General features: G+C 48.7%; 23 protein-coding genes. 13 read left to right on the top strand and 10 right to left on the bottom strand.

Going from position 1 to position 24,382, the window contains the following annotated elements:
• The first annotated feature begins 240 nt into the window (after positions 1-240).
• The 3 genes from AWQ24_RS07245 (at position 241) to AWQ24_RS07235 (ending at position 3,063) form a co-directional block, all read left to right on the top strand.
• Positions 241-1,125 carry an RnfABCDGE type electron transport complex subunit D gene (locus tag AWQ24_RS07245; RefSeq protein WP_065716398.1) on the top strand — a complete coding sequence of 295 codons (885 nt, stop codon included), beginning with the start codon at positions 241-243 and terminating at the stop codon, positions 1,123-1,125.
• Positions 1,126-1,133: 8 nt separating this feature from the next.
• Positions 1,134-2,474: a DUF2330 domain-containing protein gene (locus AWQ24_RS07240; RefSeq protein ID WP_065716397.1), complete on the top strand. Its 1,341-nt coding sequence runs from the start codon at positions 1,134-1,136 to the stop codon at positions 2,472-2,474.
• A 127-nt stretch (positions 2,475-2,601) separates the two neighbouring features.
• Complete coding sequence (locus tag AWQ24_RS07235) at positions 2,602-3,063, top strand: thiol-disulfide oxidoreductase DCC family protein (protein ID WP_065716396.1); 462 nt, start codon at positions 2,602-2,604, stop codon at positions 3,061-3,063.
• A gap of 59 nt (positions 3,064-3,122) precedes the next feature.
• Here the strand turns inward: AWQ24_RS07235 and AWQ24_RS07230 are convergent, their stop codons facing one another.
• Entirely contained in the window at positions 3,123-3,329 is a 207-nt protein-coding gene (locus AWQ24_RS07230; RefSeq protein WP_012307043.1) for a hypothetical protein, read from the bottom strand.
• Between the two features lie 171 nt (positions 3,330-3,500).
• On the opposite strand from AWQ24_RS07230, the gene AWQ24_RS07225 reads away from it, so the two are divergent.
• The 3 genes from AWQ24_RS07225 to AWQ24_RS07215 are packed head-to-tail and all read left to right on the top strand — an operon-like array spanning position 3,501 to position 5,258.
• Positions 3,501-3,713, top strand: a complete 213-nt coding sequence (locus AWQ24_RS07225; RefSeq protein WP_012307042.1) for a DUF2555 domain-containing protein — start codon at positions 3,501-3,503, stop codon at positions 3,711-3,713.
• Entirely contained in the window at positions 3,714-4,925 is a 1,212-nt protein-coding gene (gene coaBC, locus AWQ24_RS07220; protein WP_065716395.1) for a bifunctional phosphopantothenoylcysteine decarboxylase/phosphopantothenate--cysteine ligase CoaBC, read from the top strand.
• 21 nt (positions 4,926-4,946) lie between these two features.
• Positions 4,947-5,258: a DUF2499 domain-containing protein gene (locus tag AWQ24_RS07215; RefSeq protein ID WP_012307040.1), complete on the top strand. Its 312-nt coding sequence runs from the start codon at positions 4,947-4,949 to the stop codon at positions 5,256-5,258.
• On the opposite strand, the gene AWQ24_RS07210 is transcribed toward AWQ24_RS07215, so the two are convergent.
• A complete protein-coding gene (locus tag AWQ24_RS07210; protein WP_065716394.1) occupies positions 5,255-6,733 on the bottom strand; it encodes a carotenoid oxygenase family protein in 1,479 nt (492 codons plus the stop codon). The genes AWQ24_RS07215 and AWQ24_RS07210 overlap by 4 nt on opposite strands.
• A gap of 74 nt (positions 6,734-6,807) precedes the next feature.
• Positions 6,808-8,562: a hypothetical protein gene (locus tag AWQ24_RS07205; protein WP_065716393.1), complete on the bottom strand. Its 1,755-nt coding sequence runs from the start codon at positions 8,560-8,562 to the stop codon at positions 6,808-6,810.
• A gap of 44 nt (positions 8,563-8,606) precedes the next feature.
• On the opposite strand from AWQ24_RS07205, the gene AWQ24_RS07200 reads away from it, so the two are divergent.
• Positions 8,607-9,500: a glycosyltransferase family 2 protein gene (locus AWQ24_RS07200; RefSeq protein WP_232318888.1), complete on the top strand. Its 894-nt coding sequence runs from the start codon at positions 8,607-8,609 to the stop codon at positions 9,498-9,500.
• 7 nt (positions 9,501-9,507) lie between these two features.
• Here the strand turns inward: AWQ24_RS07200 and murQ are convergent, their stop codons facing one another.
• From murQ to AWQ24_RS07180, 4 genes are all read right to left on the bottom strand, one after another.
• The gene (gene murQ, locus AWQ24_RS07195) at positions 9,508-10,413 is read right to left on the bottom strand and encodes an N-acetylmuramic acid 6-phosphate etherase (protein ID WP_065716392.1); all 906 of its coding nucleotides are present in this window, start codon (positions 10,411-10,413) and stop codon (positions 9,508-9,510) included.
• A gap of 47 nt (positions 10,414-10,460) precedes the next feature.
• Positions 10,461-10,775, bottom strand: coding sequence for a Dabb family protein (locus AWQ24_RS07190; RefSeq protein WP_012307035.1), 315 nt, complete (start codon positions 10,773-10,775; stop codon positions 10,461-10,463).
• A 46-nt stretch (positions 10,776-10,821) separates the two neighbouring features.
• Positions 10,822-12,480 carry a CTP synthase gene (locus AWQ24_RS07185; RefSeq protein WP_062433913.1) on the bottom strand — a complete coding sequence of 553 codons (1,659 nt, stop codon included), beginning with the start codon at positions 12,478-12,480 and terminating at the stop codon, positions 10,822-10,824.
• Between the two features lie 228 nt (positions 12,481-12,708).
• Positions 12,709-13,305, bottom strand: coding sequence for a hypothetical protein (locus tag AWQ24_RS07180; protein WP_062433910.1), 597 nt, complete (start codon positions 13,303-13,305; stop codon positions 12,709-12,711).
• Positions 13,306-13,407: 102 nt separating this feature from the next.
• On the opposite strand from AWQ24_RS07180, the gene AWQ24_RS07175 reads away from it, so the two are divergent.
• A complete protein-coding gene (locus AWQ24_RS07175; RefSeq protein ID WP_065716391.1) occupies positions 13,408-13,731 on the top strand; it encodes a hypothetical protein in 324 nt (107 codons plus the stop codon).
• A gap of 152 nt (positions 13,732-13,883) precedes the next feature.
• On the opposite strand, the gene psbA is transcribed toward AWQ24_RS07175, so the two are convergent.
• Positions 13,884-14,966: a photosystem II q(b) protein gene (gene psbA, locus AWQ24_RS07170; RefSeq protein WP_012307032.1), complete on the bottom strand. Its 1,083-nt coding sequence runs from the start codon at positions 14,964-14,966 to the stop codon at positions 13,884-13,886.
• 113 nt (positions 14,967-15,079) lie between these two features.
• On the opposite strand from psbA, the gene cofG reads away from it, so the two are divergent.
• Positions 15,080-16,096, top strand: a complete 1,017-nt coding sequence (cofG, locus tag AWQ24_RS07165; protein ID WP_065716390.1) for a 7,8-didemethyl-8-hydroxy-5-deazariboflavin synthase subunit CofG — start codon at positions 15,080-15,082, stop codon at positions 16,094-16,096.
• Positions 16,097-16,113: 17 nt separating this feature from the next.
• Here the strand turns inward: cofG and AWQ24_RS07160 are convergent, their stop codons facing one another.
• Positions 16,114-18,885 (bottom strand): SGNH/GDSL hydrolase family protein, encoded by a 2,772-nt coding sequence (locus tag AWQ24_RS07160; protein ID WP_065716389.1) that lies wholly within the window; start codon positions 18,883-18,885, stop codon positions 16,114-16,116.
• A 130-nt stretch (positions 18,886-19,015) separates the two neighbouring features.
• Here AWQ24_RS07160 and AWQ24_RS07155 point away from each other — a divergent pair, with 130 nt between their 5' ends.
• Together AWQ24_RS07155 and ppc are read left to right on the top strand one after the other, a co-directional pair.
• Positions 19,016-19,204, top strand: coding sequence for a hypothetical protein (locus AWQ24_RS07155; RefSeq protein WP_143589350.1), 189 nt, complete (start codon positions 19,016-19,018; stop codon positions 19,202-19,204).
• 146 nt (positions 19,205-19,350) lie between these two features.
• Positions 19,351-22,338 carry a phosphoenolpyruvate carboxylase gene (gene ppc / locus AWQ24_RS07150; RefSeq protein ID WP_065716388.1) on the top strand — a complete coding sequence of 996 codons (2,988 nt, stop codon included), beginning with the start codon at positions 19,351-19,353 and terminating at the stop codon, positions 22,336-22,338.
• Positions 22,339-22,416: 78 nt separating this feature from the next.
• Here ppc and AWQ24_RS07145 read toward each other — a convergent pair whose 3' ends face one another.
• Positions 22,417-22,653, bottom strand: a complete 237-nt coding sequence (locus AWQ24_RS07145) for a NifU family protein (RefSeq protein WP_012307027.1) — start codon at positions 22,651-22,653, stop codon at positions 22,417-22,419.
• A 174-nt stretch (positions 22,654-22,827) separates the two neighbouring features.
• Here AWQ24_RS07145 and AWQ24_RS07140 point away from each other — a divergent pair, with 174 nt between their 5' ends.
• Entirely contained in the window at positions 22,828-23,568 is a 741-nt protein-coding gene (locus AWQ24_RS07140; RefSeq protein WP_065716387.1) for a HEAT repeat domain-containing protein, read from the top strand.
• A gap of 34 nt (positions 23,569-23,602) precedes the next feature.
• Positions 23,603-24,232, top strand: a complete 630-nt coding sequence (locus AWQ24_RS07135) for a flavin prenyltransferase UbiX (protein ID WP_065716386.1) — start codon at positions 23,603-23,605, stop codon at positions 24,230-24,232.
• Positions 24,233-24,382: the final 150 nt, after the last annotated feature.

Genomic DNA, 24,382 nt, shown 5'->3' with positions numbered 1-24,382 from the left:
CCTACACACAGGTGCAAGATCACAGGGACAATTGTGTTTGACGCTCTAGAAATTTATTAGTCAATCAAATTCACATTTTTTAATATTAAACAGCCCCTGGAATCTTGCCTTGACTCTAGTTTACGACTGCCACAAGTCTCAAGGTTTTCTGTTACAAAAAAAGAAACCTTTTCGTCATCCCTGGACTTGTCTTTCATACTTTAGGCAACTTATTTCTTGCTTAGTCAGGGAGGATTTTCAATGCCCTTCAGTGATGCCCGTGATTATCAAATTGCAATTCTGACGACGTTTCTCCTGCTGGGAGTTTACACGCGAGACTGGACGTTAAATTTAACCTGGGTTTTGCTGGCGATCGCCACCTGTATTTTGACCCAATGGAGCTTCAGTGCTTGGCAAGCCTATCGTTGCCGACAAGAAACCCCTCTACAATGGCAACCGCTACTTATTTCCGGGGCGCGGAGTGCGGCGATTACTGGCTTGGGCCTTTCCCTGCTCCTGCGGGTAAATCATCCCCTCGTTTTAGTGGGGGCAGCGGTCGGGGCGATCGCCAGCAAATTTTTATTTCGTTACCAAGAAAAACATTTTTTTAACCCTGCCAATTTTGGCATTATTCTGGCTCTCCTATGGACAGATGGGGCTTGGGTTTCTCCCGGTCAATGGGGCACTGATTGGTGGTATTTATTGCTGTTTTTTAGTGCCGCTGGCCTCGTGCTCAACCGCGTTGGCCGTTGGGATACTTCTATCGCTTTTCTCGCGAGTTATGGCGGTTTAGAAATTCTCCGTAACTTTTGGCTGGGTTGGAGTTGGGATGTGGTTGCCCATCAGTTAACCAGTGGTTCGTTGCTGCTCTTTGCGTTTTTTATGCTGACGGATCCACGCTCAATTCCCAATGGGAAACAGGGACGAATTTTTTGGGCCATTAGTATTGCCCTGCTGACCTTTGTTTTACAACATGGCCTCTATAGTTCAACGGCAATTTTTTGGGCGTTATTCTGTCTGGCACCTAGCACCATTGTGATCGATAAAATTTGGCGATCGCCCCGGTTTCAATGGCAAGAAAAAGCTCAACCGAAGGCCTCCTCTAGCAATGTTTCCCTGAACCTACAAACTCGCCCCGTTATCTAAGGAAAATCATGTTTAAAACGATCTTGCAATATGTGCGCGGCCTCGCCATTACCTGCATTGGTTTACTGCTGCTGGCGCAACCCGCCTGGGCCTTCTGTGGTTTTTACGTCGCCAAAGCCGATACCGAGCTCTATAACCAAGCGTCCCAAGTAATTATTGCCCGGGATGGCGATCGCACCGTCCTCACCATGGCCAATGACTACGAAGGGGAAGTCTCAGATTTTGCCCTGGTGGTGCCCGTCCCCGTCGTCCTGAAGGAAGAACAGGTTCATGTGGGCGAAGCAAGCATTATCAAACGCCTCGATGACTTTAGCGCCCCCCGCCTCGTGGAATATTTCGATGAAAATCCCTGTGCTGTAAGGAGATTTGATGATGGTTTTGGGCTCCTGCAAAATGCGGCGCCACCGATGCCCATGGCCGCAGAATCCATGCGCGAAACAGCAGCCGATCTCGGCGTCACCATCGAGGAACAATTTAGCGTCGGCGAATACGACATCCTCATTCTCAGTGCCAAAGAATCCGATGGCCTCGAAACTTGGTTACGCCAAAACGATTACCAATTGCCCCAGGGGGCCAGTGAGTTACTACGACCTTATATCCGGAACAAACTGAAATTCTTTGTGGCCAAGGTCAACCTCGAAGAATTTGACCGGAGCGGCGTGAATCAATTGCGTCCTCTGATGATGGCTTTTGAGTCTCCGAAGTACATGCTGCCGATTCGCTTGGGGATGATGAACGCCCAGCAAGCCCAGGATCTGATTGTCTATATCCTTTCCCCCAAGGGCCAGGCGGAAGTTACCAACTATCGCACGGTGAAAATTCCCTCAAATGTGGAAATTCCTGAGTTTGTAGAAGCGGAGTTTGGTGATTTTTATACCACCATGTTTGAGAAAGATTACCAGCGCCAGGGCCGGGATGATATTTTCCTAGAATATGCCTGGGATATGAGCAGTTGTGATCCCTGTTCTGCGCCTAATTTAACGAAGGCAGAGCTTAAACAGGCCGGAGTCTTTTGGGATGAAGATCAATATCTACCGAGGGTCTTTATCACCAGACTCCATGTGCGTTATGGCCGCGACAAGTTCCCCGAAGATCTCCGCTTCCAAGAAACGGCCAATCGTCAATTTTTCCAAGGACGCTATGTGATTCGTCATCCTTACCGTGGGGAAATGACCTGTAGTGCGGCCCAAGCCTATCGAGAACGCACCTACCAACGCCAAGAAGCGGAGGTACAAACCCTGGCGAAGTTAACGGGTTGGGAGCCAGCCGACATTCGCCGCAAGGTTGACTTTATCGAAACCAACGGCCAAACGCCGACGGATGATACTTGGTGGGATTCTATTTGGTAATTGGAGAGTGAAAGACTGGGGCGATCGCCAAATCATCTGAGCTAGACCAAGGTTTCCTTGGCGGTTCCCCAGGCCCCCGCAAAAAATCTTTACAATAGAGTTAAGTTTTTCACCCCAAAATTGCGCCATGTCCTCCACCCCATCCTGGAAAATTAAATTGCTCTATGACGGCCAATGTCCCCTTTGTCTGCGGGAAGTCAACTTTTTGCGGCGCAAGGATAATGGTCGCGGTTTAATTTGCTTTGTGGATGTCGCCGCCGATGATTACGACCCCAGTCGCCATGGTGGTGTGACCTTCCGAGCTGCCATGGAACGAATCCACGGGGTTTTAGCCGACGGCACGGTGCTCCAAAATGTGGCGGTTTTTCGGTCTGTTTACGAAGTTCTGGGCCTGGGCTGGGTCTACGGCATCACGAAAATTCCTGGCGTTGGGCAATTGGCCGACTGGGTTTATAGCATCTGGGCGAAATATCGCCTCCAACTGACGGGTCGCCCCGATTTAATCACCTTGATCCAAAACCGGGAAGCACGGCAAACCTGTAGTGTCGGCGATCGCTGTCGTCTCGAAACGTCAGTAACGAACACCTAAAACTCTTTCTCTGAAGGCGATCCGCCGAGAAAATACCTGATTTTTCCCAATTTTTAGCGTCAGACATCGTAGCTCATCAGCTGTTCGACGGGCACAAAGACTTCTCGGGGCAGAAGGATAGACCGTTCACGAAAGCTGACAAATCCCTGGAGTGTTTTGGGATTTACCGAAACCCCAGTGACATATTGGGAGCGCACGGGATGAACAGCAACATATTGGTTATAGATCTGCTGGGCAGCTCGCAACACGCTGGGTTCAATTAACATGGGAGGCTGACTCCTTGGGGAACAGAATCTCCCCTTAAGATACGTCTAGTTTACTCGACAAATCAAGCCGACAATAAGAACGGTGACAGGCCATTGTTTTGGGGATTTCTAAGAGTAGAATAAAGAATGAACAGAACCTAAAAGAACGTGCAGCGTCAGGGAGGTCTTATTATGACAGTCTTAACAAAAACCCCCCAGGAAATCGCCCACATGGACGAAACGGATGTGGCTCAACTCGCCGCACGATTAGAACAGGACGATTATGGGACTCCCTTTGAAGCCCTCCAGGATTGGCATTTGTTGCGGGCGATCGCCTTTCAACGGCAAGAATTAGTCGAACCCTACTGGCACCTCTTGGACATCGAAGCCTACGACGAATCGTAAATGCTCAACGAAAAAAAGATTGTCGTCGGCATTAGTGGGGGCATTGCGGCCTACAAAGTTTGTGAAGTCATTTCCCAACTGTTCCAGGCAGGGGCAGAGCTCAGGGTCGTTCTGACAGATTCGGCCCAACGTTTTATTACGCCCCTCACGGTCGCCACCCTCAGCCGTCACCCAGCCTATACAGACGAAGATTTTTGGGATAGCCACCGCCCCCGCCCAGTTCATATCGACCTGGGGGAATGGGCAGATTTAATTTTGCTGGCTCCCCTAACGGCGAATACCCTCGCAAAAGTAAGTCTGGGCCTTGCAGATACGTTGCTGACGAATATTATTTTGGCCTCCACTTGCCCAGTTTTAGTTGCCCCGGCGATGAATACGGACATGTGGCAACAGCTCTCGGTGCAGTCCAATTGGCGGCGACTCCAACAGGATCAGCGCTATCACATCCTCGACCCAAATAGTGGTTTGTTGGCCTGCGATCGCCAAGGCAAAGGACGCATGGCAGAACCCGTACAGATTATTAAAGCGGTTCAAGCACTGATCCACAGTCGGGGCCAAGCGGATCTCGCAGGCAAAAAAATTCTCGTCAGCGCCGGAGGAACCAGGGAGCATTTTGACCCTGTGCGCTTTATTGGCAATCCTTCGACGGGAAAAATGGGTTTGGCGATCGCCGAGGCAGCGGCCTACCGGGGGGCGACTGTAACCCTTATCCACGGGCCAATCGAAAGCCGTTTGCTGGAAAATTTGCCAAACATCAACCGTTTTTCCGTTACGAGCGCCGCTGAAATGGAAAGGGAAATGTTGTCCCAGGCAGAACAATTCGATTGGCTCATTCTGTGTGCAGCGGTCGGCGATGTGCGGCCCACGGTCAATTACGACTACAAGCTCGCTAAAGCCGAACTGCCCCAAAGCCTTGCCCTCGAAGAAATTCCGGACATTGCCGCTCAACTAGGTCAAAGCAAGCACCCCAACCAAAAACTGATCGGTTTTGCCGCCCAAACGGGAGAAATTACGGCCCCAGCCCTGGCCAAACTGCAACGAAAAAATCTCGATGCGATCGCCGCCAATGCCGTGGATCAAGCTAATTCTGGTTTTGCCAGTGAAACCAATCAACTGATTTTTCTCGATAAAGAGGGTCGCAAGGCGACAATTCCCCAGGCCAGCAAGGGGGCGATCGCCCATCATCTACTAGACTTTATCAAGCAACTTTAAACAAAAATTTCTGCCCCTGCGATGAATGCCCTTTCCTTTCCCACTTGGATTGTCCACATCTCTAGCGTTTTAGAGTGGATTTTGGCTATTTGGTTGATCCAAACCTACGGCAATCTGACCCAAGACAAAAGCTGGTCGGCCCTCGCCTGGGGAATGTTGCCGTCCCTCGTTAGCGCGATGTGTGCCTGCACTTGGCACTTTTTCGACAATGCACCCAGCCTCGAATGGCTCGTCACGATCCAAGCCGCCCTCACTCTCCTGGGTAACTGCACCCTGTGTTTAGGGGCCTGGTGGATTTGGCGATCGCCTGACCCCAAAGAATCGGTCGACTAGAAATTCACAAACACTTCCGGCGTCCAACTACCATGCAGGCCATAGGGAATATGCTGCTTTAAATGTAGGGTTGCCAAAGGTTGAGCAAAATTTTGCGCATCAAAAATCACCACATCCGAGCGATGCTGGGCCGAATCATAGACCATCAAGAGAACCCAGCCTTCGTCTTCTGCCGTAGCTCCTGGACGGGGTACAAAAATCGGCTCCCCCGTAAATCCGTCTGGCGCAAAGGAATAAACTTGAGAATCCTCCCCTTGGTGATCCACTTTCCACACCGCCTGCAACGGTGCATTGCCTGTTTTGGCGTGGGTCGCCCCGATGTAGGCATAACGATAGTCCCGTCCCACATGCTTTGGATGCACCACCGGGAATTCACAACAGCGGGTAGCCAATAGTTCCCGCGTCACCTTTTTTGTCTCTAAATCTAGAGTAAAGCGCCATAACTGCCCTGGATCTAGTGCATCAAAATCAACATTTTTATAGTTCACATCCGCCTGCACTTGGGGAATTGACTGATAACAAACCGAATCGACGATAATTTGCTTATCTCGCTCAAAGGCATTGGCATGGTGAAACACAAAGCCGGCTTCTGCCTCTAGGGTTTGCACATCATTCCGCGCTGGATCCCTCGGAATCACAATCATCTGTGTTGGTTTATTCGCCTCGAATTTCACGCATTCACCAGCTCCCTTAAACCCCAAAACATAGGGCAAAGGATTAAATTTCACCGACGCTTGGAAAAAAATGACGTAGTTGGGCGTAATCACGAAATCATGGATAAACGCAAAGCCTTTAGCTTCATGTTCTCGATAGCGCAGTAATTTGCCTGCCGGACTAATTTCATAGATCACCAAGCGCGTCGGCAAACCTGGTTTAACGGCAAAATTGACTAAGCAAGGTTCGCCCCCATCCCAAATACTCGCCGGATCAATACGTGGATGGGCCGAGAAACTATCCCCAGGCTTGAGCGTTTCCCCTAAATAATCCAGGCCGCGCGTTTCCAAATTTTCAGGATTTAAACTGTGGGGTTCCGCCGCTTCCCAGAGGGCTAACAGTTTTTTTCCCCAATAGATCACGTTTGTGTTTGCGATATTTTTCAACCGCAAGTCAAACATATTATTGAAAATGCCCCCCGGTTTTTGCGTCCCAAATACGCCTCGATAAATAGGTTGACCAGCTTTTTGTTCCGCCACAAACCCTGCTGTCTGCACAAAGCGATTCTGGAAATAGGCCCGCCCTTCCTGAAAGCTGACTGAGCAGACCATTCCATCACCATCGAAAGGATGCTTAATCGGCATGCCACCAATGTCTAAGAGCCCAGGCCCGTTACGAAACAAGGTTCCCATCAATTCGACAGGGATCTCGCCGTCAATATCTGTGACTTCATAGGCAAGTTCCTGTCGCTGGGATTCATAGCCTTTTTGCCACGCGGCTTGATTGTAAGATTTCGTTTTGTTTGGAAAGATGGAAGTCATACCCTAGAACAGGTTTTATTAACTTTTATTAAGTTCATTCTAAGTCTAACACTGATCAAATAATGCAGGTAAGGCTAGTTTAGCTCTTTAGAAATCCAGTCTAGGATGCAGTCCGAGCTCACTACATTTATATCTTGATCAGTAAAGATGGTGCATTGTTTTTGGACTTGCCACAGAGCGATCGCCTCTTTATTTAACTTAACTTGATGAATAGCATTGCTGGCTTGAGGTTGGAAATGGTTAAACCATCGATTCGCTTCTAAGAATTTGACGCTAAAAACATCAGAATTAACCAACCATAAATCAATTTTTGAATCATAAATAAATCTCTGCAGTACTGTGGGATCAATATTGTAATGGGCTGTAATTAAATCCTGAGTACGTTGGCGAAACTGGTCATAATATCCCACATGGTAAGGGATGCCATATTCTGCCGCTACGAATACACTCCGTTGCGAGAAAGATGGTATGTTGCTGGCCTCATCGGCAAAAGAAGCAACCAGGGTATCTTTTGGAGTTTGTTGTAAAAATTGATATAAATTATGATATTTCCCAGTGATATATCCAGTACTAGGAAAGTCTTTATCAGTTAATGGATCAACAAGTAAAGAAAAAGCAATAGAAAACAAAGCAAATACCAGAAAGACTAGCCGCACAGTCCTTAAAGATCTTTCTCGACATAAACGAACTAGCTTATCCAATAAAATCACCAAAGTCAGACCACAAAGAATGGTTAAACTAAAACGCAAACTATGCAAACTATAACGACTAGGCAAATAAAGTTTAAATAGGAATAAATGAGCCAATGTGTATAGGACAAATCCGCTAATTAGTAGTTGGTTCAACACAAACAATCGGCGAATGTCTTGAGTTAAAGGAAAATGTTTTTTATATAAAAAAATAATCGGCAATAATAAAGAAATATAGACTAAATCAGGTCGTAATGCCGCAGTAAGACGAATCCCTGTACGACCACCATTGAAAAGGTAATCCCACCAGTTAGTTTGAAAAAAACTTGCTCTTCCTCCTGGTTCAAATTCTGGCAGTTGTTTTGCTTGAGTAAGGGAGATTACAGGTTCGAAGTCAGAATTACTAAGGATGTGGGGCAATAACACGACAAAGGCAACTAGCAATCCAGAAATTGCTAAATTTTTATCACGACGATTGTAGTTAAGCTGAAGTTTTCCTTGATTTAGAGTAAAGTATTGACAGACTAAGACTCCTGCTGCAACTAACACAAAAGATCCATAAAACAATCCTAGAAAAACTATTGATCCTATTGTCCAGAAAAAAGACTTACGTATTACTGCCCAAAGAAATAATAAAAAAATAGGAATCAAAAAAGCTTTCGCAGTTCCGGAAGTTAGTCCGTCTTGAAGCCAGAGATTTTGTATCAGAACTGTACTAGACAGAAAAGCAGCAAAGGGAATTGGTAATATTTCTAAGCAAAGGATAAAACTTAAAAATACTGTCAGAGGACTGAGTAACAAAGGTACTATTTTAGATAAGAAATCAGGGTCAACACCCAATTTAGCAAGACAATAATAAAAAAAAGATACGCCGGCTGGAGAAATTGAGTTGTAATAATCCGCAATTAAATCATCGGAAAATAATTCTGGATCTAAAAATCTCGCCATCCAAAAAATATGTTGTCGAGCATCATCTTGTATCCAGTGAAGCTCTCCGGAAATTTTAGTCAGGGCTAAAATTGGATATAGAAGGCCAAGAAATAGTGCGAATAGAAGCCAGAATAGAGTAGTACGATCACATACTTTTTTTGAGCGAGTCAATAAAAATTGACTGACTCGATCTAACAGGTTTAAACTCATTTATAATTAGCAAAATAAACAATTAACTTTAGACTTATTCTGTGATGGCAGTAGTACCTGAGCCCATGCCACAATCTCCGTCTCCAGGGGTTTCGATTATTATCCCTGTCTATAATGAAGAAGGGGCGATCGCCGAAACATTGGAGCAATTAAAGACAATTTTTTCCCAAGTAGAACAAGTCTACGAAATTATTGTGGTTGATGATGGTTCCATTGACAATACTGCAAAAATTTTAGAAGAGCAACCGGGAATTCGTCTTTTAAAACATCCGACAAATCGAGGCTATGGTGCAGCCCTTAAAACAGGCATTATCCATGCTCAATATGATTTGATTGCAATTACTGATGCTGATGGGACTTATCCGAATGAGCGATTGCTAGATCTGATCAGTTTAGGAATGAGCGGTAGGTTTGATATGGTGGTTGGCTCTCGCACAGGGAAAAATGTTACTTACTCTAACATCCGCAAGATTCCAAAATTCTTTTTAGTTGGCTTTGCTGAGTGGATCGCCAAACAAAAGATTCCAGATCTTAATAGTGGCATGCGAGTCTTTCGTAAAGAAATTGCTCAGGAATTTATCCATATTTTACCTGATACTTTTAGTTTTACAACAACTATTACATTAGCAATGCTGACCAATAATTATATTGTTCACTATGAACCAATAAACTACTTTCATCGAGTTGGAAAAAGCAAAATAAAGCCCGTTCAAGACACGCTGCGTTTTTTTAAATTAATTCTAAGAACAGGAATTTATTTTGCGCCAATTAGAATATTTGTGCCGATTGCTAGTCTTTTTTTTCTGGGTTTTTTAATCTCCCTTGCTCAGGATATACTTAGAAAAGACTTGACAGAATCTACTTTGATTCTCTTTGTTGCAGCAACTCAACTTGCGGTTTTTTCTTTACTGGCAGACATGTTAGATAAGCGCTTATAAAATAAGTTTATGACTTTAACGCTGTTCGGAGACTGCCTTGATGGACTTTTAATAAATGCTCTGCTTCTGAGGCATCTACATTTTTCCAATGCATTAATAATGCTATTTTGACGCGACGCTGGGATTTTTCTAGAAGGATGGCCGCTTCTTCACGGCTTAAATCTGTTAGGTCTTGAAGGATGCGGAGCGCTCGGTCATGGAGTTTATGGTTCGTGACGGCAACATCAATCATGCGGTTACCGTAAACTTTACCGAGCTTAACCATGACGCTAGTCGAGAGAATATTTAAGGCCATTTTGGTGACAGTTCCAGCCTTAAGACGGGTCGAGCCTGCCAGAATTTCGGGGCCAGTCAGTAGACGAATATCAACAGCGGCAGCAAAGGGCACTTGCTCGGCCGGAACACAACTGATGAAAATAGTTTTCGCTCCGCGCTGTTGGGCGGCAATCAGGGCCCCTTGGACATAGGGAGTGGTTCCCCCCGCAGTAATACCGACAACGACATCTAATTCGGTGATCTGTCGTTGGGCGATCGCCTTTTTACCATCTTCAGCCCGGTCTTCGAGATCTTCTGAACTGCGCACGAGGGCACCGGCTCCCCCGGCAATGATGCCTTGGACGAGTTCGGGGGGTGTACAAAAGGTGGGCGGACATTCCGCAGCATCTAAAACACCGAGGCGGCCACTGGTGCCAGCCCCCACATAAAATAATCGGCCACCGCGCATCAGAGCATCGCTGATGATCTCGATGGCTTGGGCTAGGGCCTCGCGAGCATTGGCGATCGCCTCCAGGGTTTTTTGATCCTCTTGGTTAAAGAGATCGACCAATTCCAAAGCCGACATTTGATCTAAATTTTGACTCTGGGGGTTGACCTGTTCTGTAAGTAAATGGCCGCGACTTTCGTAGGAATTCAAGGAATTGCCCTCGCACTAACGCATGATAAATAAACAAAGTTAACCATCTACTGTCCGAAGAAATCAACCACCTGAACTTTCGTCCATTTGCTCTTATGTCGCTTGAGAAATTCTTGGTGGTTGGGGTGAGGCCCATAGGTATCAAGGGCTGCATTACTTTCTAACTGCACATACAAAGCCAATTGATAATCCTTAATGTGGACATCCCGATCTGACCGGGCCTTTAACCCCAGATCAACTTTCAAAACCCCAGGGATTGCCCCCAAGAGAGTCAGGCCATCTTCAATAATCGTTTGGGTTTCAGCAGTCCCAGTTGCTGCTGCCAATTCAAACAGAACAATATGATGTACGGAATTTGCCATGGTTTTTATCGTTGTGATCAAGTTAATTCATTACAGGTTCTTCGCCCTAGGACAGAGAAATAGACATCTCCGTACTCTGGTTATCTAGCTCATCAGAAATCGGTTGGGACTTGTGGTTTCCCGCCGCTTGAATAAACCCGAAAAAGAGGGGGTGGGGATGGTTCGGACGAGATTGAAATTCGGGGTGGAACTGGGTCGCAATAAAGAACGGATGGTCAGCATATTCAATAATTTCTACCAAGCGACCATCGGGGGAAGTTCCACTCACTTGATAGCCCGTTTCTAAGAACAAACTCCGGTAGGCATTGTTAAATTCGTAGCGGTGACGGTGACGTTCGTAGATCACCTCTTGGCCATAGAGTTGATAGGTCAGGGTGTCAGGGGTGAGCCGACAGGGATATAAACCCAGGCGCATGGTGCCACCAAGATCCACCACATCCCGCTGTTCTGGCAAAAGATTAATCACGGGGTTTTTCGCTTCGGGGTTGAATTCGGCGCTGTGGGCATCCTCTAATTTGGCAACGTTACGGGCCCATTCAATCACTGAAGATTGCATCCCAAGACAAAGGCCCAGGAACGGGATTTGATTGAGCCGGGCATATTCAATGGCCGCTACTTTTCCATCAACGCCCCGTAAACCAAATCCTCCGGGAACGACGATCCCCGCCATATCCGCAAGATACATGGACGCGCCGTGTTTTTCGATATCCTCAGCGTTGACCCAATGGAGTTTGATGTCCATGTCATTGGCGATCGCCGCATGGCCGAGGGATTCTACCACGGATAAATAAGCATCATTGAGTTGGACATATTTACCGACAATGGCGATATCCATGTGGCGGCTGGGGCGCTTCATCCGTTCAATGAGGTTTTGCCACTGCGCCAAATTCGGTTGCCTGGGTTCCATCCGTAGCAGTTTTAGGGTTTGTTCTGCCAAGCCTTCCCGTTCCAACATCAGGGGCACTTCGTAAATGCTGCTGGCATCCTGGGAGGTGATCACCTGTTCTTCGGGAACATTACAAAACTCCGAAATTTTTTCCCGTTGTCCCTGGGGTAAAGGGCGATCGCAACGACACACCAGCACATCCGGCTGAATCCCAATAGAGCGCAATTCTTTTACAGAATGTTGGGTGGGCTTCGTTTTCATTTCCCCCGCCGACGAAATCCAGGGGATCAAGGTTACGTGCATATACAAAACATTGTCCCGGCCAGCCTCTTTGCGGAACTGACGAATCGCTTCTAGGAACGGTAAAGATTCAATATCGCCGACGGTACCGCCAATTTCTGTGATCACAAAATCAGGATTCGTATTCTCCGCCACGCGAAAAATTCGTTCTTTAATCTCGTTGGTAATGTGGGGAATGACTTGAACCGTCCCCCCTTGATAATCGCCCCGTCGCTCCTTATTAATCACCGCTTGATAAATGGAACCGGTGGTCACACTATTAAGGCGAGACATGGAGGTATCGGTAAATCGTTCGTAGTGGCCGAGGTCGAGGTCTGTTTCTGCACCATCCTCGGTGACAAAAACTTCCCCATGTTGGAACGGGCTCATGGTGCCAGGATCGACGTTAATGTAGGGATCGAGCTTCAGGATCGACACCGAATAGTCACGGGACTTGAGTAAACGCCCCAAACTTGCTGCCACAATGCCTTTCCCGATGCTGGAGACCACACCACCGGTGACAAAGATAAATTTAGCCATTAACCGATACCCGTTCCGTTCACAATGTTTTTAACCTGTTCATTTTGCCATACTCCTTTCGATAGACAGAGAAAATTTACTGGCAAAGGCTGAACCCATGTTGAGTTGTATTGTATTTTCTTTCGTGAAAATCGGTGTAACTTACCCAGAAAATATCTGGGCGATCGCCTAAATCGAACAATCTTAGTTGGTTTTTAACTCAACAAAACAAGTTTATTCTGGCAGTTTTTAGGTGGACTTGGGACGGCTCGAAAATACGGGTTGCGCATCAGGCCCCGCTTGACCGCGAATTGTTTCTAGTACCTTTGCGGCAGTGGCAGCATCGGTCGGGGTGAGTCGCTCAAATTGATAAACACGGTAGACGCGATTCTCCGGATTTGCAGCTCGATTATCGTAATGATAAAACCGCACCGTATGGAAATTTTGGTCGCGATAAATCACGATTTCTTCGTTTTCTGGTACCGGAATCCGACTAATTTGGGTTTGCCATAGATGCTGCACAATGACGGCGTGGGTTGGGGTCACGATGTAATTCGTCGCCTTGAGGGAAGAACGAACAACCTTCGGCATGACAATGAGAAAAGCAAAGGCGATCGCCAAGCTTAATCCCAAAAAAGTAAGCCAAATGCCGAGTGCTTCCCCTAGTTCATCCCAATTTGCCAGCCCAATTAATAAAAAGAAGCCAAACGTAAATAAACCAAAATAGCCAAACGCTTGAATAATTTTCAGACTCCAGGGCGATGACCCGGCCGCCTGGGGCATGCCTTGCCAGAGAATTTTTTCTTGGGGTTCTAAAAAAACTGAAAGATCATAAATATTGCTCATTATTATTAGATTTTTTCATGCATACCCCCATAGTTATAGCGAAATTTCGATTTTATAAAACCTAAAATAGAAGCATTTATATTACCGAGTGGAAGAATTTTCATGAAACTATCGGTTAAGACTCCCTTGGTTTTAATGGGCTTGGTTGCTTGTACGGGCGCTGCCCAGATGGACAATGGTGTTCTAACAGGAACTGTGGAACGGGTCTGGGAAGATGGGTTTAGTATCAACACAGGCGATCGCAGCATCCGAGTCGATTCTTGGAGCGTATGTGGCGACAACACCAGACAGAACATCTCAGTCGGCGACGAGCTAACGCTAGAAGGAGAATTCAGTGGTGGCGAGTTTGACGCCTCAGCCATTACAAACGTGAATGATGAGAATATTTGCTCAGCAACATCTAGCCAAAATCCCAATTTTCCTTAGCTGAAGATATCGACAGCAAAGTAATTTCCCAAAAAAAAGCAAGCAAAAACCCCCACCATCTTTGGTAGGGGCCTTCGCCAATCATTACTTATTCAGTTTTACTGTCAAAGCAATCATCTTTTCTCAACTAAGCCCTATGACTCAATCCGGTATTAACCGTTGATTGCAGGTGCTTGCAGAGCCACAGGTGCTTGCTCGCCAGCTGCTAAGTCTAAGGGGAAGTTGTGAGCGTTACGCTCGTGCATTACTTCAAAACCGAGGTTCGCACGGTTCAGAATGTCCGCCCAGGTGTTGATTACACGACCTTGAGAGTCAAGGATGGACTGGTTGAAGTTGAAACCGTTCAGGTTGAATGCCATGGTAGATACACCAAGAGCAGTGAACCAGATACCGACTACAGGCCATGCACCCAAGAAGAAGTGCAAGGAACGGCTGTTGTTGAAAGATGCATATTGGAAGATCAAACGACCGAAGTAGCCGTGGGCTGCAACGATGTTGTAAGTTTCTTCCTCTTGACCGAACTTGTAACCGTAGTTCTGAGATTCGGTTTCAGTGGTCTCACGTACCAAAGAAGAGGTTACGAGAGAACCGTGCATTGCGGAGAACAAAGAACCACCGAATACACCAGCCACACCAAGCATGTGGAAGGGGTGCATCAGGATGTTGTGCTCTGCCTGGAATACGATCATGAAGTTGAACGTACCAGAAATACCCAAAGGCATACCATCAGAGAAGGAACCTTGACCGATGGGGTAGATGAGGAATACTGCAGTTGCTGCTGCTACGGGAGCAGAGAACGCAACACAGATCCAGGGACGCATACCAAGGCGGTAAGAAAGTTCCCACTCACGACCCATGTAGCAGAAAACACCAATGAGGAAGTGGAAAATTACCAACTGGTAAGGGCCACCGTTGTACAACCACTCATCTAAGGAAGCAGCTTCCCAGATGGGGTAGAAGTGGAGACCAATTGCGTTAGAAGAAGGTACAACTGCGCCAGAGACGATGTTGTTACCGTAAAGAAGAGAACCTGCGACGGGCTCACGGATACCGTCGATGTCAACGGGGGGAGCTGCGATGAACGCAATGATGAAGCAGGTAGTAGCAGTGAGAAGGGTAGGAATCATCAGGACGCCGAACCAACCGACATAGATGCGGTTCTCGGTGCTGGTGATCCACTGACAGAACTTCTCCCACAAGGAAGCGCTTCCGCGCTGTTGTAGTGTAGTAGTCATATCGTTATGATTGCTATGAAATTATCAAGGTGCTTAACCTTAGTAGCTATATTAATGAAACTATTGCTTTTTGTAAAGTGTTTTAAGGAAATGTTTTGATTTGCGGAGGGGCCATGCTGGATCTGTCAAGGGTTGATCGCCCGGTAGGCGGCGGCAGTAACCAGGCAAACGCTGTTGTGACCTACAGTCCAGCTTTCACCTTGGTGCCAACTTACGAATGTTTCAATCGCTGTTCATATTGCAATTTTCGCGTTGATCCAGGTCAGGATCGTTGGTTGACCCTAGTGGCGGCCCAAGCTCGTCTAGAAAATCTCCGGGGGCAAGGCATCCGAGAAATTTTGATTTTGAGTGGAGAGGTGCATCCGGCTTCAGGGCGGCGATCGCCTTTGATCCAGCTTATCTATGATTTGTGTCAGTTGGCCTTAGATTACGGTTTTATTCCCCACACCAATGCTGGCCCCCTGAGTCGTACTGAAATGGAATTGTTAAGGGATGTAAATGGTTCCATGGGGCTGATGTTAGAACAAATGCACTCGGGTCTCCCCGTCCATCGCTACGCCCCCAGCAAAGATCCCCAGGTGCGATTACAACAATTGATTCTAGCCGGAGAATTGAAAATCCCATTTACAACAGGGCTGCTGTTGGGAATCGGTGAAACGCCCCAGGATTGGCGGGATACATTAGAGGCGATCGCCTTTGTGCAAGAACAATATGGCCATATCCAAGAGGTGATTTTGCAGCCCCACCGTCCTGGGCAAACCCAGGACTATTTAGGTGAAGCCTTTTTGCCTGAGCAACTCCCAGCGGTTATTCAATTGGCCCGTGACATTTTGCCACCGGAGATCACGATTCAAATTCCCCCTAATCTTGTGGCCGATCCCCAATGGCTTTTAGGTTGTCTGCAGGCTGGGGCGAGGGATCTCGGCGGTATTGTCCCCAAGGATGAAGTCAACCCCGACTATTCCCATCTCCACCTCGATCAATTGCAACTCCTCCTCGCGAATCAAGGCTGGCAATTACAACCCCGGCTCGCCGTTTATCCGGCCTATGATGGATGGCTAGCTTCCCAGGTGAAACAGGTCGTTGAGCGCCATCGTCGAGCATTGACAGAGACCGAAGCCTTGTCCTGAAAAAAATCAGAAGAAAATTAGTCTGAAGTACTTTGTGGCCAGGGAATCGTCGAAACTTTAGCTAGTTCTTGGGCCACTTGCGCCGCACCAAACTGATTGAGATGGCTCGGATCCGAAAACCATTCATAATGGCCTTGCCAGGCTTGTTGGTGGACAAAATCAACAAAATCAAGGTTCTCTCGGTTAGCTAACTGGCGAAAGTATTGCCGAAACTGCCGTTCATAATCCAGACGTACCGGATCGAGGTAGTAATCCGTCAGGGGCTGATTCAAGAAGATCAAGTGAATTTGGTGAGACTCGAAATGGTCTAACAACTCCAGGAAAGTTTCATGTTGCGTTCCCCGGAGATTAAACGCCGCATAATCCCCGTCATAATTTCCCGTTACTTGGGTGTGATTTTGGTAGTAAGTTTCTGGAATGAAGCGACGGTCGAGGGGCAAAAAACCATCTAAATTAAACTGCTGCCCTGACTCAGTAGAAGTCATTGGGGATGCTGCCTCTGTTGTAGACACCCAGGTGTGGAACGGCGCTAGGGTTTGGTCAAAAAAGCGTTCTTTGAAAAATTGTCGCTGGTCATAGACCTGGGAGATTTTTCCCAGCCATTGGGTGGTGATTTGTTCTAGATCAGGAATAACAGAAGTTATTGCCTGATGTTTGGGGATGTCTTGAGACAACAGTTGAGAAAATGTACCTGCTTCAAGGGCTTGGAAACCTGGGGAACGGGTCATCAGTTCGTAGGTCAAATCCTGCCGACCGCTATTAAAAGCACGGGCTCCGTCGGCAAGGATAATTAACTGGGGCAGTTGCTCCGGAGGGAGAATTTGCCGCAGCAGTAGATCAAAGATCTGGACAGTGGCACCATTAATCCCGAAATTAAAAATATCAAGGGGCGGATGGCCTTTCTCGGTGAGGGCCATTTGCAGGGCCAGGGGATCGAGGCCACGCAGGGCACGGGAACTACCAATAATAAGAACGTCAGGTACACCATTTTTGGCGATGCGCTCTTGGTAGAGGGCGAGTTTTTCGTCTAGGAGCGGATTATCAAAGGAAGGATAGGGGCTAGTTAGGGGAGGGGCGATCGCCTTTGGGGCTGTGGTTGGCCAATTGGTGACTGGAAGCTGGGCCTCTAAGACTTCTGAGCGGGTTGCCGGATCGGTTTGGGACATGGACACAGGTTGAGGTTGAACCAGATCCCGCCGGAGCCATTGGCCCGCCAACCAATCGGTTTGGGCCGTGACTAAAATGCCGCCCAGCAGCCACAGGCAAGCCACTCGCCACCGCCGCTGCGGGGAAAAGACGTTTCGCTCGGATTCACCCTGGTGTAAAACCAGACCACAATTATCCGGTATTGGCTGCCAGAGGCGACTACGCTGGAGGAGATTACGGGCACCTTGGTTGAAGCGTTCTAGGGGAGAAAGACTGGGGTCAGTTTCGACGGGGGGAAGGGCGGTTTCCGTTGGCGTCTGTGGTGATGTCCTGGCTGGGGTAATAGTGTTGAATTTTAATGATTGTTGCCAGAGGGCTTTGCTTTGGCCCGAACGGCGGCCATAGACCTTTAGACGACTAAAGGGATGGGGTTCTAAATGCCGAAAAAGAGTGGCGATCGCCTTGAGCGTTGCCATTTGGGGTGGACAGGCGATCGCCTCCGTCATGATGTAGAGGGTGTCATCCTTTTGGCGGAGGGTAATGTGGATGCCGCCAGTGGCTAAACGTCTTGTCAGATCAGGATTCAGGCAACGTTGGAGCAAAAACCGCCACGCCTCCAAATCCCCCTGTTGGGCCAACTGTCCGGGAGAATCATGGTGTACCCCTGGCTTATCCCCCGGCAACGACCATTCACTGCGCCAGAGTTCTTCATTGTGGGGAGCTGATTTCGCACGGATTAGCGCGCGCTGTAACCCCTGGGGCGCGAGGACGTCGAGAATGTCTTGGATGGTCTTGAGAATGTGGGCCTGGGCTAGGGAAATATTGGGGGCCAGGATGCACTCCAGGGACAACACAGCATCGGTTACAGCCGCCCGAATGGTGAGGGGGTGGGCTTGGAATGACTGGGTCAAAATCTGGGAGATCGCCTCAGGATCTCCCCATTGGCCCCACTGCCGCAACATGACATCGGGGGGCGTCAGATCAACCCATAGCAACCATTCTGGCTTTTCTTCCCCACGAATTTGACAGCGGATTGCCCCATCGCGAAAACCTTTGATTTCCAGTTCCCGGAGTCGCTGCACCAGAGATTCTGTCAGCAAGCCATAGTCCGGGCTGTAGTCACATTCACAGGTAATCCAGAGACGCTGTTGCCCTTGGTGGGGGGCTGTATTCGCTAGGGTCTGGGTTTCAACCCGAATATTAATGCCCAATTGGCTGAGATTTTGACTTAAATATTGGGCGATCGCCTGGGGATAACCGAGGCGGGCCTGATTTTTTCGATTGAGCTGGAACGTCTCCGGGTTCGACGATGGGGACGACTGACCCAGGGGAATTAGGCTTAACCAGAGGCTTTTTTTCTCTTGGCGGAGGCGACCATAGACAATGAGACGGTGAATTGTGATTCCAGGGGTCGGCTCTAGGAGTTGCACAGGGGGAGGTTGACGGCGCATTCTCCGTAAAATGGCTTGGGTAATCTCTTCTTTTTCCGTGGGACAACTGGTTTCACAGAGGATGTGGAGCGTATTCCCCCGCAGTCGCACCCGCAACCGCAGATACCCTCCCAGGGGCACCGCCAGGCGAATGGCATCCTGGAGCCAGGGTGCTAAATGAAAGTGAAGATCCGTGGAGGTTGCAGTTGTCACAGTAACAATGGAGCGTTTTTAGGGTGGCCGGGTGGGGACAATTCACCCCTAAGATAAACGAAAGTCCCCAGAATTGTTCTCCCATAAATAGACTAGTAGGATAAGGATGCCCTGTCGTGTCTGTAGCCCGATGAAAGTTCAGTTACCTGTGCCCTCTAATCTCCTGGTTGGGTTATTAGCCCCAGCCTATTTATTGACCCACCGTTGGGGTGAAGATCTCGCCCAGACCCTAACGCAGGCAGGGGTTTGGAGTGAAGAAATTTTCCGGGGCGATCGCCTACCATCTTTACCCTTTCCCGATGTTGAGACGTCCGATTAGCCTGCACCGCCACCGCCACCCCCCAAAGGCGATCGCCCGTTCCGTGTTCCACTGCACTACCCCGATCGAACCTTAACCCTTACAATCATCAAGATCTTCTTTCACAGCAGACAGCCCATTTTCCTAGCCCCAAACGTCTAAGTACCATGAACCAAGTCATGCATCCCCCCAGTGCCGAAGCTGAACTTTTGTCCACTTCCCAATCTCTCCTCCGGCAACGCCTCACGCTGGTTGAAGACATTTGGCAGGCGGTGTTGCAGAAAGAATGTGGTCAAAAACTCGTCGAACGGCTCAATCATCTCCGGGCAACCCGAACCGCCGATGGCCAAAGCCTAAACTTCTCTCCAAGTAGTATTTCTGAGCTGATCGAAACCCTAGATCTAGAAGATGCGATCCGGGCAGCACGGGCTTTTGCCCTCTATTTCCAGCTGATCAATAGCGTCGAGCAACATTACGAACAGCGCGAACAACAACAATTTCGGCGGAACCTCGCCTCTGCCAATGCCAGCGAAGCCAACGGTAACAGCGTCCATACAGAAATTGCCCCCACCCAAGCCGGCACCTTTGATTGGTTGTTTCCCCATCTCAAGCACCAAAATATGCCGCCCCAGACGATCCAGCGTCTTCTCAATCAGTTGGATATTCGACTGGTATTTACGGCCCACCCCACGGAGATTGTCCGCCACACGATTCGCAATAAGCAGCGGCGGATTGCGGGGATCCTACGGCAACTGGATCAAACCGAAGAAGGGCTGAAAAGCTTGGGGACAAGCGATTCTTGGGAAATTGAAAATATTCAGCAGCAACTTACCGAAGAAATTCGGCTCTGGTGGCGCACCGATGAGCTGCACCAATTTAAACCCCAGGTGTTGGACGAAGTGGATTATGCGTTGCATTATTTTGAGGAAGTTCTGTTTGACACCCTGCCCGAATTATCGGTACGGCTCCAACAGGCCCTAAAAGCGTCTTTCCCGACGCTTAAAGTACCGACCACCAATTTTTGTAATTTTGGCTCTTGGGTTGGGGGCGATCGCGATGGCAACCCTTCTGTCACTCCTGACGTTACGTGGAAGACAGCCTGCTATCAACGGGGTTTGGTGCTGGAACGCTACATCGCCTCGGTGGAATCCCTCTCGGATGTGTTGAGCTTATCGCTGCACTGGAGTAATGTGCTGCCGGATCTGCTGGATTCGTTGGAGCAGGATCAAAATATTTTCCCCGACATCTACGAAACCCTAGCTATTCGTTACCGCCAAGAACCCTATCGTCTCAAGTTGGCCTACATCAAGCGGCGCTTGGAAAATACCTTGGAGCGCAACCGTCGTCTAGCGAATATGCCTGCCTGGGAAAACAAAGTAGAAGCGGCCGATGACAAGGTTTATATCTGTGGCCAGGAGTTTCTCGCTGACCTAAAACTGATCCGCGAAAGCCTGGTACAGACGGAAATCAACTGTGCGGCCCTGGATAAACTCATTTGCCAAGTCGAAATTTTTAGCTTTGTGCTCACTCGCCTTGATTTTCGCCAAGAATCAACGCGCCACTCCGATGCGATCGCCGAAATTGTTGACTACCTAGGGGTGTTGCCCAAATCCTACAACGACCTAAGCGACGCAGAAAAAACCGCTTGGCTAGTGCAAGAACTTAAAACCCGCCGTCCCTTGATTCCGAAGGAAATGCACTTTTCGGAAAGAACCGTCGAGACGATCCAAACGCTCCAGGTGCTGCGCCGTCTCCAGCAGGAATTTGGCATCGGCATTTGTCAGACCTACATCATCAGCATGACCAACGAAGTCAGTGATGTCTTAGAAGTGCTGCTCTTGGCCCAGGAAGCGGGTTTGTATGACCCCCTCACAGGGATGACCACTATCCGCATTGCGCCCCTCTTTGAGACGGTGGATGATCTGCGTAACGCCCCGGAAATCATGCAGGCGTTGTTTGAAATTCCCCTCTATCGCGCTTGTTTAGCTGGTGGCTATGAACCCCCTGCCGATGGCCGCTGTGATGAAACCTTTGGCGATCGCCTGGTGCCGAATCTCCAGGAAATTATGCTCGGCTATTCCGACAGCAACAAAGATTCCGGCTTCCTGAGTAGTAATTGGGAAATCCACAAAGCCCAGAAAAATCTCCAACAAGTGGCCGATCCCTACGGCATTGACCTCCGCATTTTCCATGGTCGCGGTGGTTCCGTTGGTCGGGGTGGCGGTCCTGCCTACGCCGCTATTTTGGCCCAACCGCCGAACACCATTAATGGCCGGATTAAAATCACCGAACAGGGGGAAGTGCTGGCGTCTAAATATTCCCTCCCAGACTTGGCGCTATACCACCTCGAAAGCGTCTCTACGGCGGTGATTCAATCGAGTTTGTTGGCCAGTGGCTTTGATGATATTCAGCCCTGGAACCGGATTATGGAAGACCTCTCCCAGCGATCGCGGGCGGCTTACCGGGCGTTAATTTACGAAGAACCCGACTTCCTCGACTTTTTCATGTCCGTGACGCCGATTCCGGAAATTAGCCAACTGCAAATCAGTTCCCGTCCGGCCCGTCGGAAAAAGGGCAATAAAGATTTGAGTAGTCTCCGGGCGATTCCCTGGGTCTTTAGCTGGACTCAAAGCCGTTTCCTTGTTCCCGCTTGGTATGGTGTGGGTACGGCGCTCCAGGGCTTTTTTGAAGAGGATCCCGTCGAGAACCTGAAGTTAATGCGCTATTTCTACAGTAAATGGCCTTTTTTCCGGATGGTGATCTCAAAGGTAGAGATGACCCTTTCCAAGGTGGACTTACAAATGGCGAGCCACTACGTCCACGAACTGGCAGAAAAAGAAGATATTCCCCGATTTGAAAAGCTTCTAGAGCAGATTTCCCAGGAATACAACCTCACGAAGCGGCTAATCCTCGAAATTACGGAAAATGAAGCCCTCCTCGATGGCGATCGCCCCCTCCAGCGTTCTGTCCAACTGAGAAATGGCACCATTGTCCCCCTCGGTTTCCTGCAAGTCTCATTGCTCAAACGGCTACGTCAATACACTAGAGAAACCCAAGCCAGTATCGTTCACTTCCGCTATAGCAAAGAAGAACTCCTGCGGGGTGCCCTTTTAACCATCAATGGCATCGCCGCCGGCATGCGGAATACGGGTTGATCTCAAACAGCCCTGTAAACATAAAGTAGGGGTTCACCATGGCAAACCCCTACAACCCTAAAGAAAGTGAAAAGCGATTTAGAAAACCTGTTCTACTTCTGCAATTTCCGGAATATTTTCCCGTAAACGCCGTTCGATGCCCATCCGTAGGGTCATGGTTGAACTGGGGCAAGACCCACAAGCGCCCTGGAGACGCAGTTTAACCACGGGGCCATCAATCTCTACCAACTCAACGTTGCCGCCGTCGGCTTTGAGGTAAGGACGCAATTCATCAAGGGTTGCTTCGACGTTTTCGGTCGTGAGTGCTAATGCCATAATTTTTTTGGTGAACGAAGGGATCGCCTTCTATTATAAAGTTTCCGTTTTATTCCTTTGCAAAGAAAATGCTCTCCAGTAGACTTTGAGGCGATAATGTTGGCGATCTCGGAGAGATCCGCTACCCACCCAACAGTTGCCCCTAGAACAACAACGGTAGTAGGGTAATTAATTATGCCAAGTCCAAACGACCTTAACCTAATTGACGAAACCTTGGGTGAACAGCCGCTTCAGGAAGGCACCCCAGACGGAGCAATGGCGGCAGAATCGATGCTCCGGATGCTTACTGCTGCCGATAAAAACCAACGCATGATCGCTGCCCGCTATTTTTGCGACCACCGGGATGCGCGCGCGGTAAATCCCCTCATTGAACTGCTCCAGGGAGATGTTTGTCCCCTCACCCGTGTCAGTGCTGCCTATGCCCTCGGTCGTAACGCCTCAGAAACAGCGGTCCCGGCTCTCATCGATGTGCTTGCACAAGACTGGAATGGCTATGTGCGCAAAGGGGTTGTTTGGGCCTTGGGGAACTGTGGCGATCGCCGCTCCGTTGATCCATTAGTCCATGCCCTCCAAAATGATATTTCTGCTGTCCGTTTATGGGCTGCCAGCAGCCTCGCCCAGGTGGCCAAACTCCAGTACGAAGACATTTCCCGTGCGATTCCGCCCCTGATCCGGGGGTTGCGCCGCGATAAAATGGCCGCCGTCCGCAGTAACTGCGCTTGGTCATTAGGGCAACTCTGTCGCGAAATGCCCTCCAATGTGATCTATGCCACCGCCGTTGATGCCCTCATTGAAGCTCTCGTTGAAGATGAAGATGTCGGCGTGAAAGAAGATGCCCGGGCCGCCCTGCTGCGTATTGGTGATCCCAATGGCCTGCAAATGATCGAAGCGTTAGAATTTGAAGGTTTGATTTAAAAAAACTTTACAAACCTTACAGTCAAAATTTTCTATGGATCGACCCCTCACGGTAGGTATCAGTGGTGCATCGGGGCTTATCTATGCGGTGCGGACGCTCAAATATTTGCTTGAAGCCAACTTGACAGTGGATGTCGTCGCCTCAAAAGCATCCTTTATGGTGTGGCAAGCCGAAAATGGCATTACTATGCCCGCTGATCCCGATCGCCAAGCTAAGTTTTGGCGTGACCAGGCAGGGGTTCCAGAAAAAGGCATTTTGCGTTGTCATCGTTGGGGTGATGTAGGAGCAGGCATTGCCAGTGGTTCCTACCGCACAAAAGGAATGCTGGTCATCCCTTGTAGTATGAGCACCGTTGCAAAAATTGCCAATGGCCTCAGCTCTGATCTCCTTGAACGGGCGGCAGATGTCTCCATTAAGGAAGGTCGTAAAGTGGTCATTGTCCCCAGGGAAACACCTTTTAGTTTGATTCACTTGCGGAATTTGACCCAACTGGCTGAGGTGGGCGTAAAAATTGTCCCGGCGATTCCGGCTTGGTATCACCAACCGCAAACGATTCATGATCTGGTGGATTTTGTTGTTGCTAGGGCCTTGGATCAGTTTGAGATTGACTGTGTTCCCCTCAAGCGTTGGAAAGAAGAGGCCGCCAGCCAAAAATCAGAGTGATGATCTACCCTAGGGGTATTTCTCGCGGAGTATCTATTACCCATGAACACTCGACTTAAGCTGCTACTGACGGCCCTATGGTGGAGTGCCTTGCCTCTGGTGGGTTGTTCGTCCCAATCCGTTTCGATGCCCGATGAAACTTCACCTCTA

Origin of the sequence: Picosynechococcus sp. PCC 8807 (assembly GCF_001693295.1) — a bacterium.
GTDB lineage: Bacteria > Cyanobacteriota > Cyanobacteriia > Cyanobacteriales > MRBY01 > MRBY01.
This window is presented reverse-complemented; position numbering and strand designations above follow the sequence as displayed.

Bases quoted from the DNA above. Each gene is read 5' to 3' on its own strand.
- psbA (WP_012307032.1), bottom strand. From the start codon at position 14,966: ATGACTACTACACTACAACAGCGCGGAAGCGCTTCCTTGTGGGAGAAG.
- AWQ24_RS07240 (WP_065716397.1), top strand. From the start codon at position 1,134: ATGTTTAAAACGATCTTGCAATATGTGCGCGGCCTCGCCATTACCTGC.
- coaBC (WP_065716395.1), top strand. From the start codon at position 3,714: ATGCTCAACGAAAAAAAGATTGTCGTCGGCATTAGTGGGGGCATTGCG.
- ppc (WP_065716388.1), top strand. From the start codon at position 19,351: ATGAACCAAGTCATGCATCCCCCCAGTGCCGAAGCTGAACTTTTGTCC.
- AWQ24_RS07230 (WP_012307043.1), bottom strand. From the start codon at position 3,329: ATGTTAATTGAACCCAGCGTGTTGCGAGCTGCCCAGCAGATCTATAAC.
- AWQ24_RS07185 (WP_062433913.1), bottom strand. From the start codon at position 12,480: ATGGCTAAATTTATCTTTGTCACCGGTGGTGTGGTCTCCAGCATCGGG.
- AWQ24_RS07210 (WP_065716394.1), bottom strand. From the start codon at position 6,733: ATGACTTCCATCTTTCCAAACAAAACGAAATCTTACAATCAAGCCGCG.
- AWQ24_RS07245 (WP_065716398.1), top strand. From the start codon at position 241: ATGCCCTTCAGTGATGCCCGTGATTATCAAATTGCAATTCTGACGACG.
- AWQ24_RS07205 (WP_065716393.1), bottom strand. From the start codon at position 8,562: ATGAGTTTAAACCTGTTAGATCGAGTCAGTCAATTTTTATTGACTCGC.
- AWQ24_RS07200 (WP_232318888.1), top strand. From the start codon at position 8,607: ATGGCAGTAGTACCTGAGCCCATGCCACAATCTCCGTCTCCAGGGGTT.
- AWQ24_RS07235 (WP_065716396.1), top strand. From the start codon at position 2,602: ATGTCCTCCACCCCATCCTGGAAAATTAAATTGCTCTATGACGGCCAA.
- AWQ24_RS07155 (WP_143589350.1), top strand. From the start codon at position 19,016: ATGAAAGTTCAGTTACCTGTGCCCTCTAATCTCCTGGTTGGGTTATTA.
- AWQ24_RS07225 (WP_012307042.1), top strand. From the start codon at position 3,501: ATGACAGTCTTAACAAAAACCCCCCAGGAAATCGCCCACATGGACGAA.
- AWQ24_RS07135 (WP_065716386.1), top strand. From the start codon at position 23,603: ATGGATCGACCCCTCACGGTAGGTATCAGTGGTGCATCGGGGCTTATC.
- AWQ24_RS07145 (WP_012307027.1), bottom strand. From the start codon at position 22,653: ATGGCATTAGCACTCACGACCGAAAACGTCGAAGCAACCCTTGATGAA.
- AWQ24_RS07190 (WP_012307035.1), bottom strand. From the start codon at position 10,775: ATGGCAAATTCCGTACATCATATTGTTCTGTTTGAATTGGCAGCAGCA.
- AWQ24_RS07215 (WP_012307040.1), top strand. From the start codon at position 4,947: ATGAATGCCCTTTCCTTTCCCACTTGGATTGTCCACATCTCTAGCGTT.
- AWQ24_RS07140 (WP_065716387.1), top strand. From the start codon at position 22,828: ATGCCAAGTCCAAACGACCTTAACCTAATTGACGAAACCTTGGGTGAA.
- AWQ24_RS07175 (WP_065716391.1), top strand. From the start codon at position 13,408: ATGAAACTATCGGTTAAGACTCCCTTGGTTTTAATGGGCTTGGTTGCT.
- AWQ24_RS07180 (WP_062433910.1), bottom strand. From the start codon at position 13,305: ATGAGCAATATTTATGATCTTTCAGTTTTTTTAGAACCCCAAGAAAAA.
- cofG (WP_065716390.1), top strand. From the start codon at position 15,080: ATGCTGGATCTGTCAAGGGTTGATCGCCCGGTAGGCGGCGGCAGTAAC.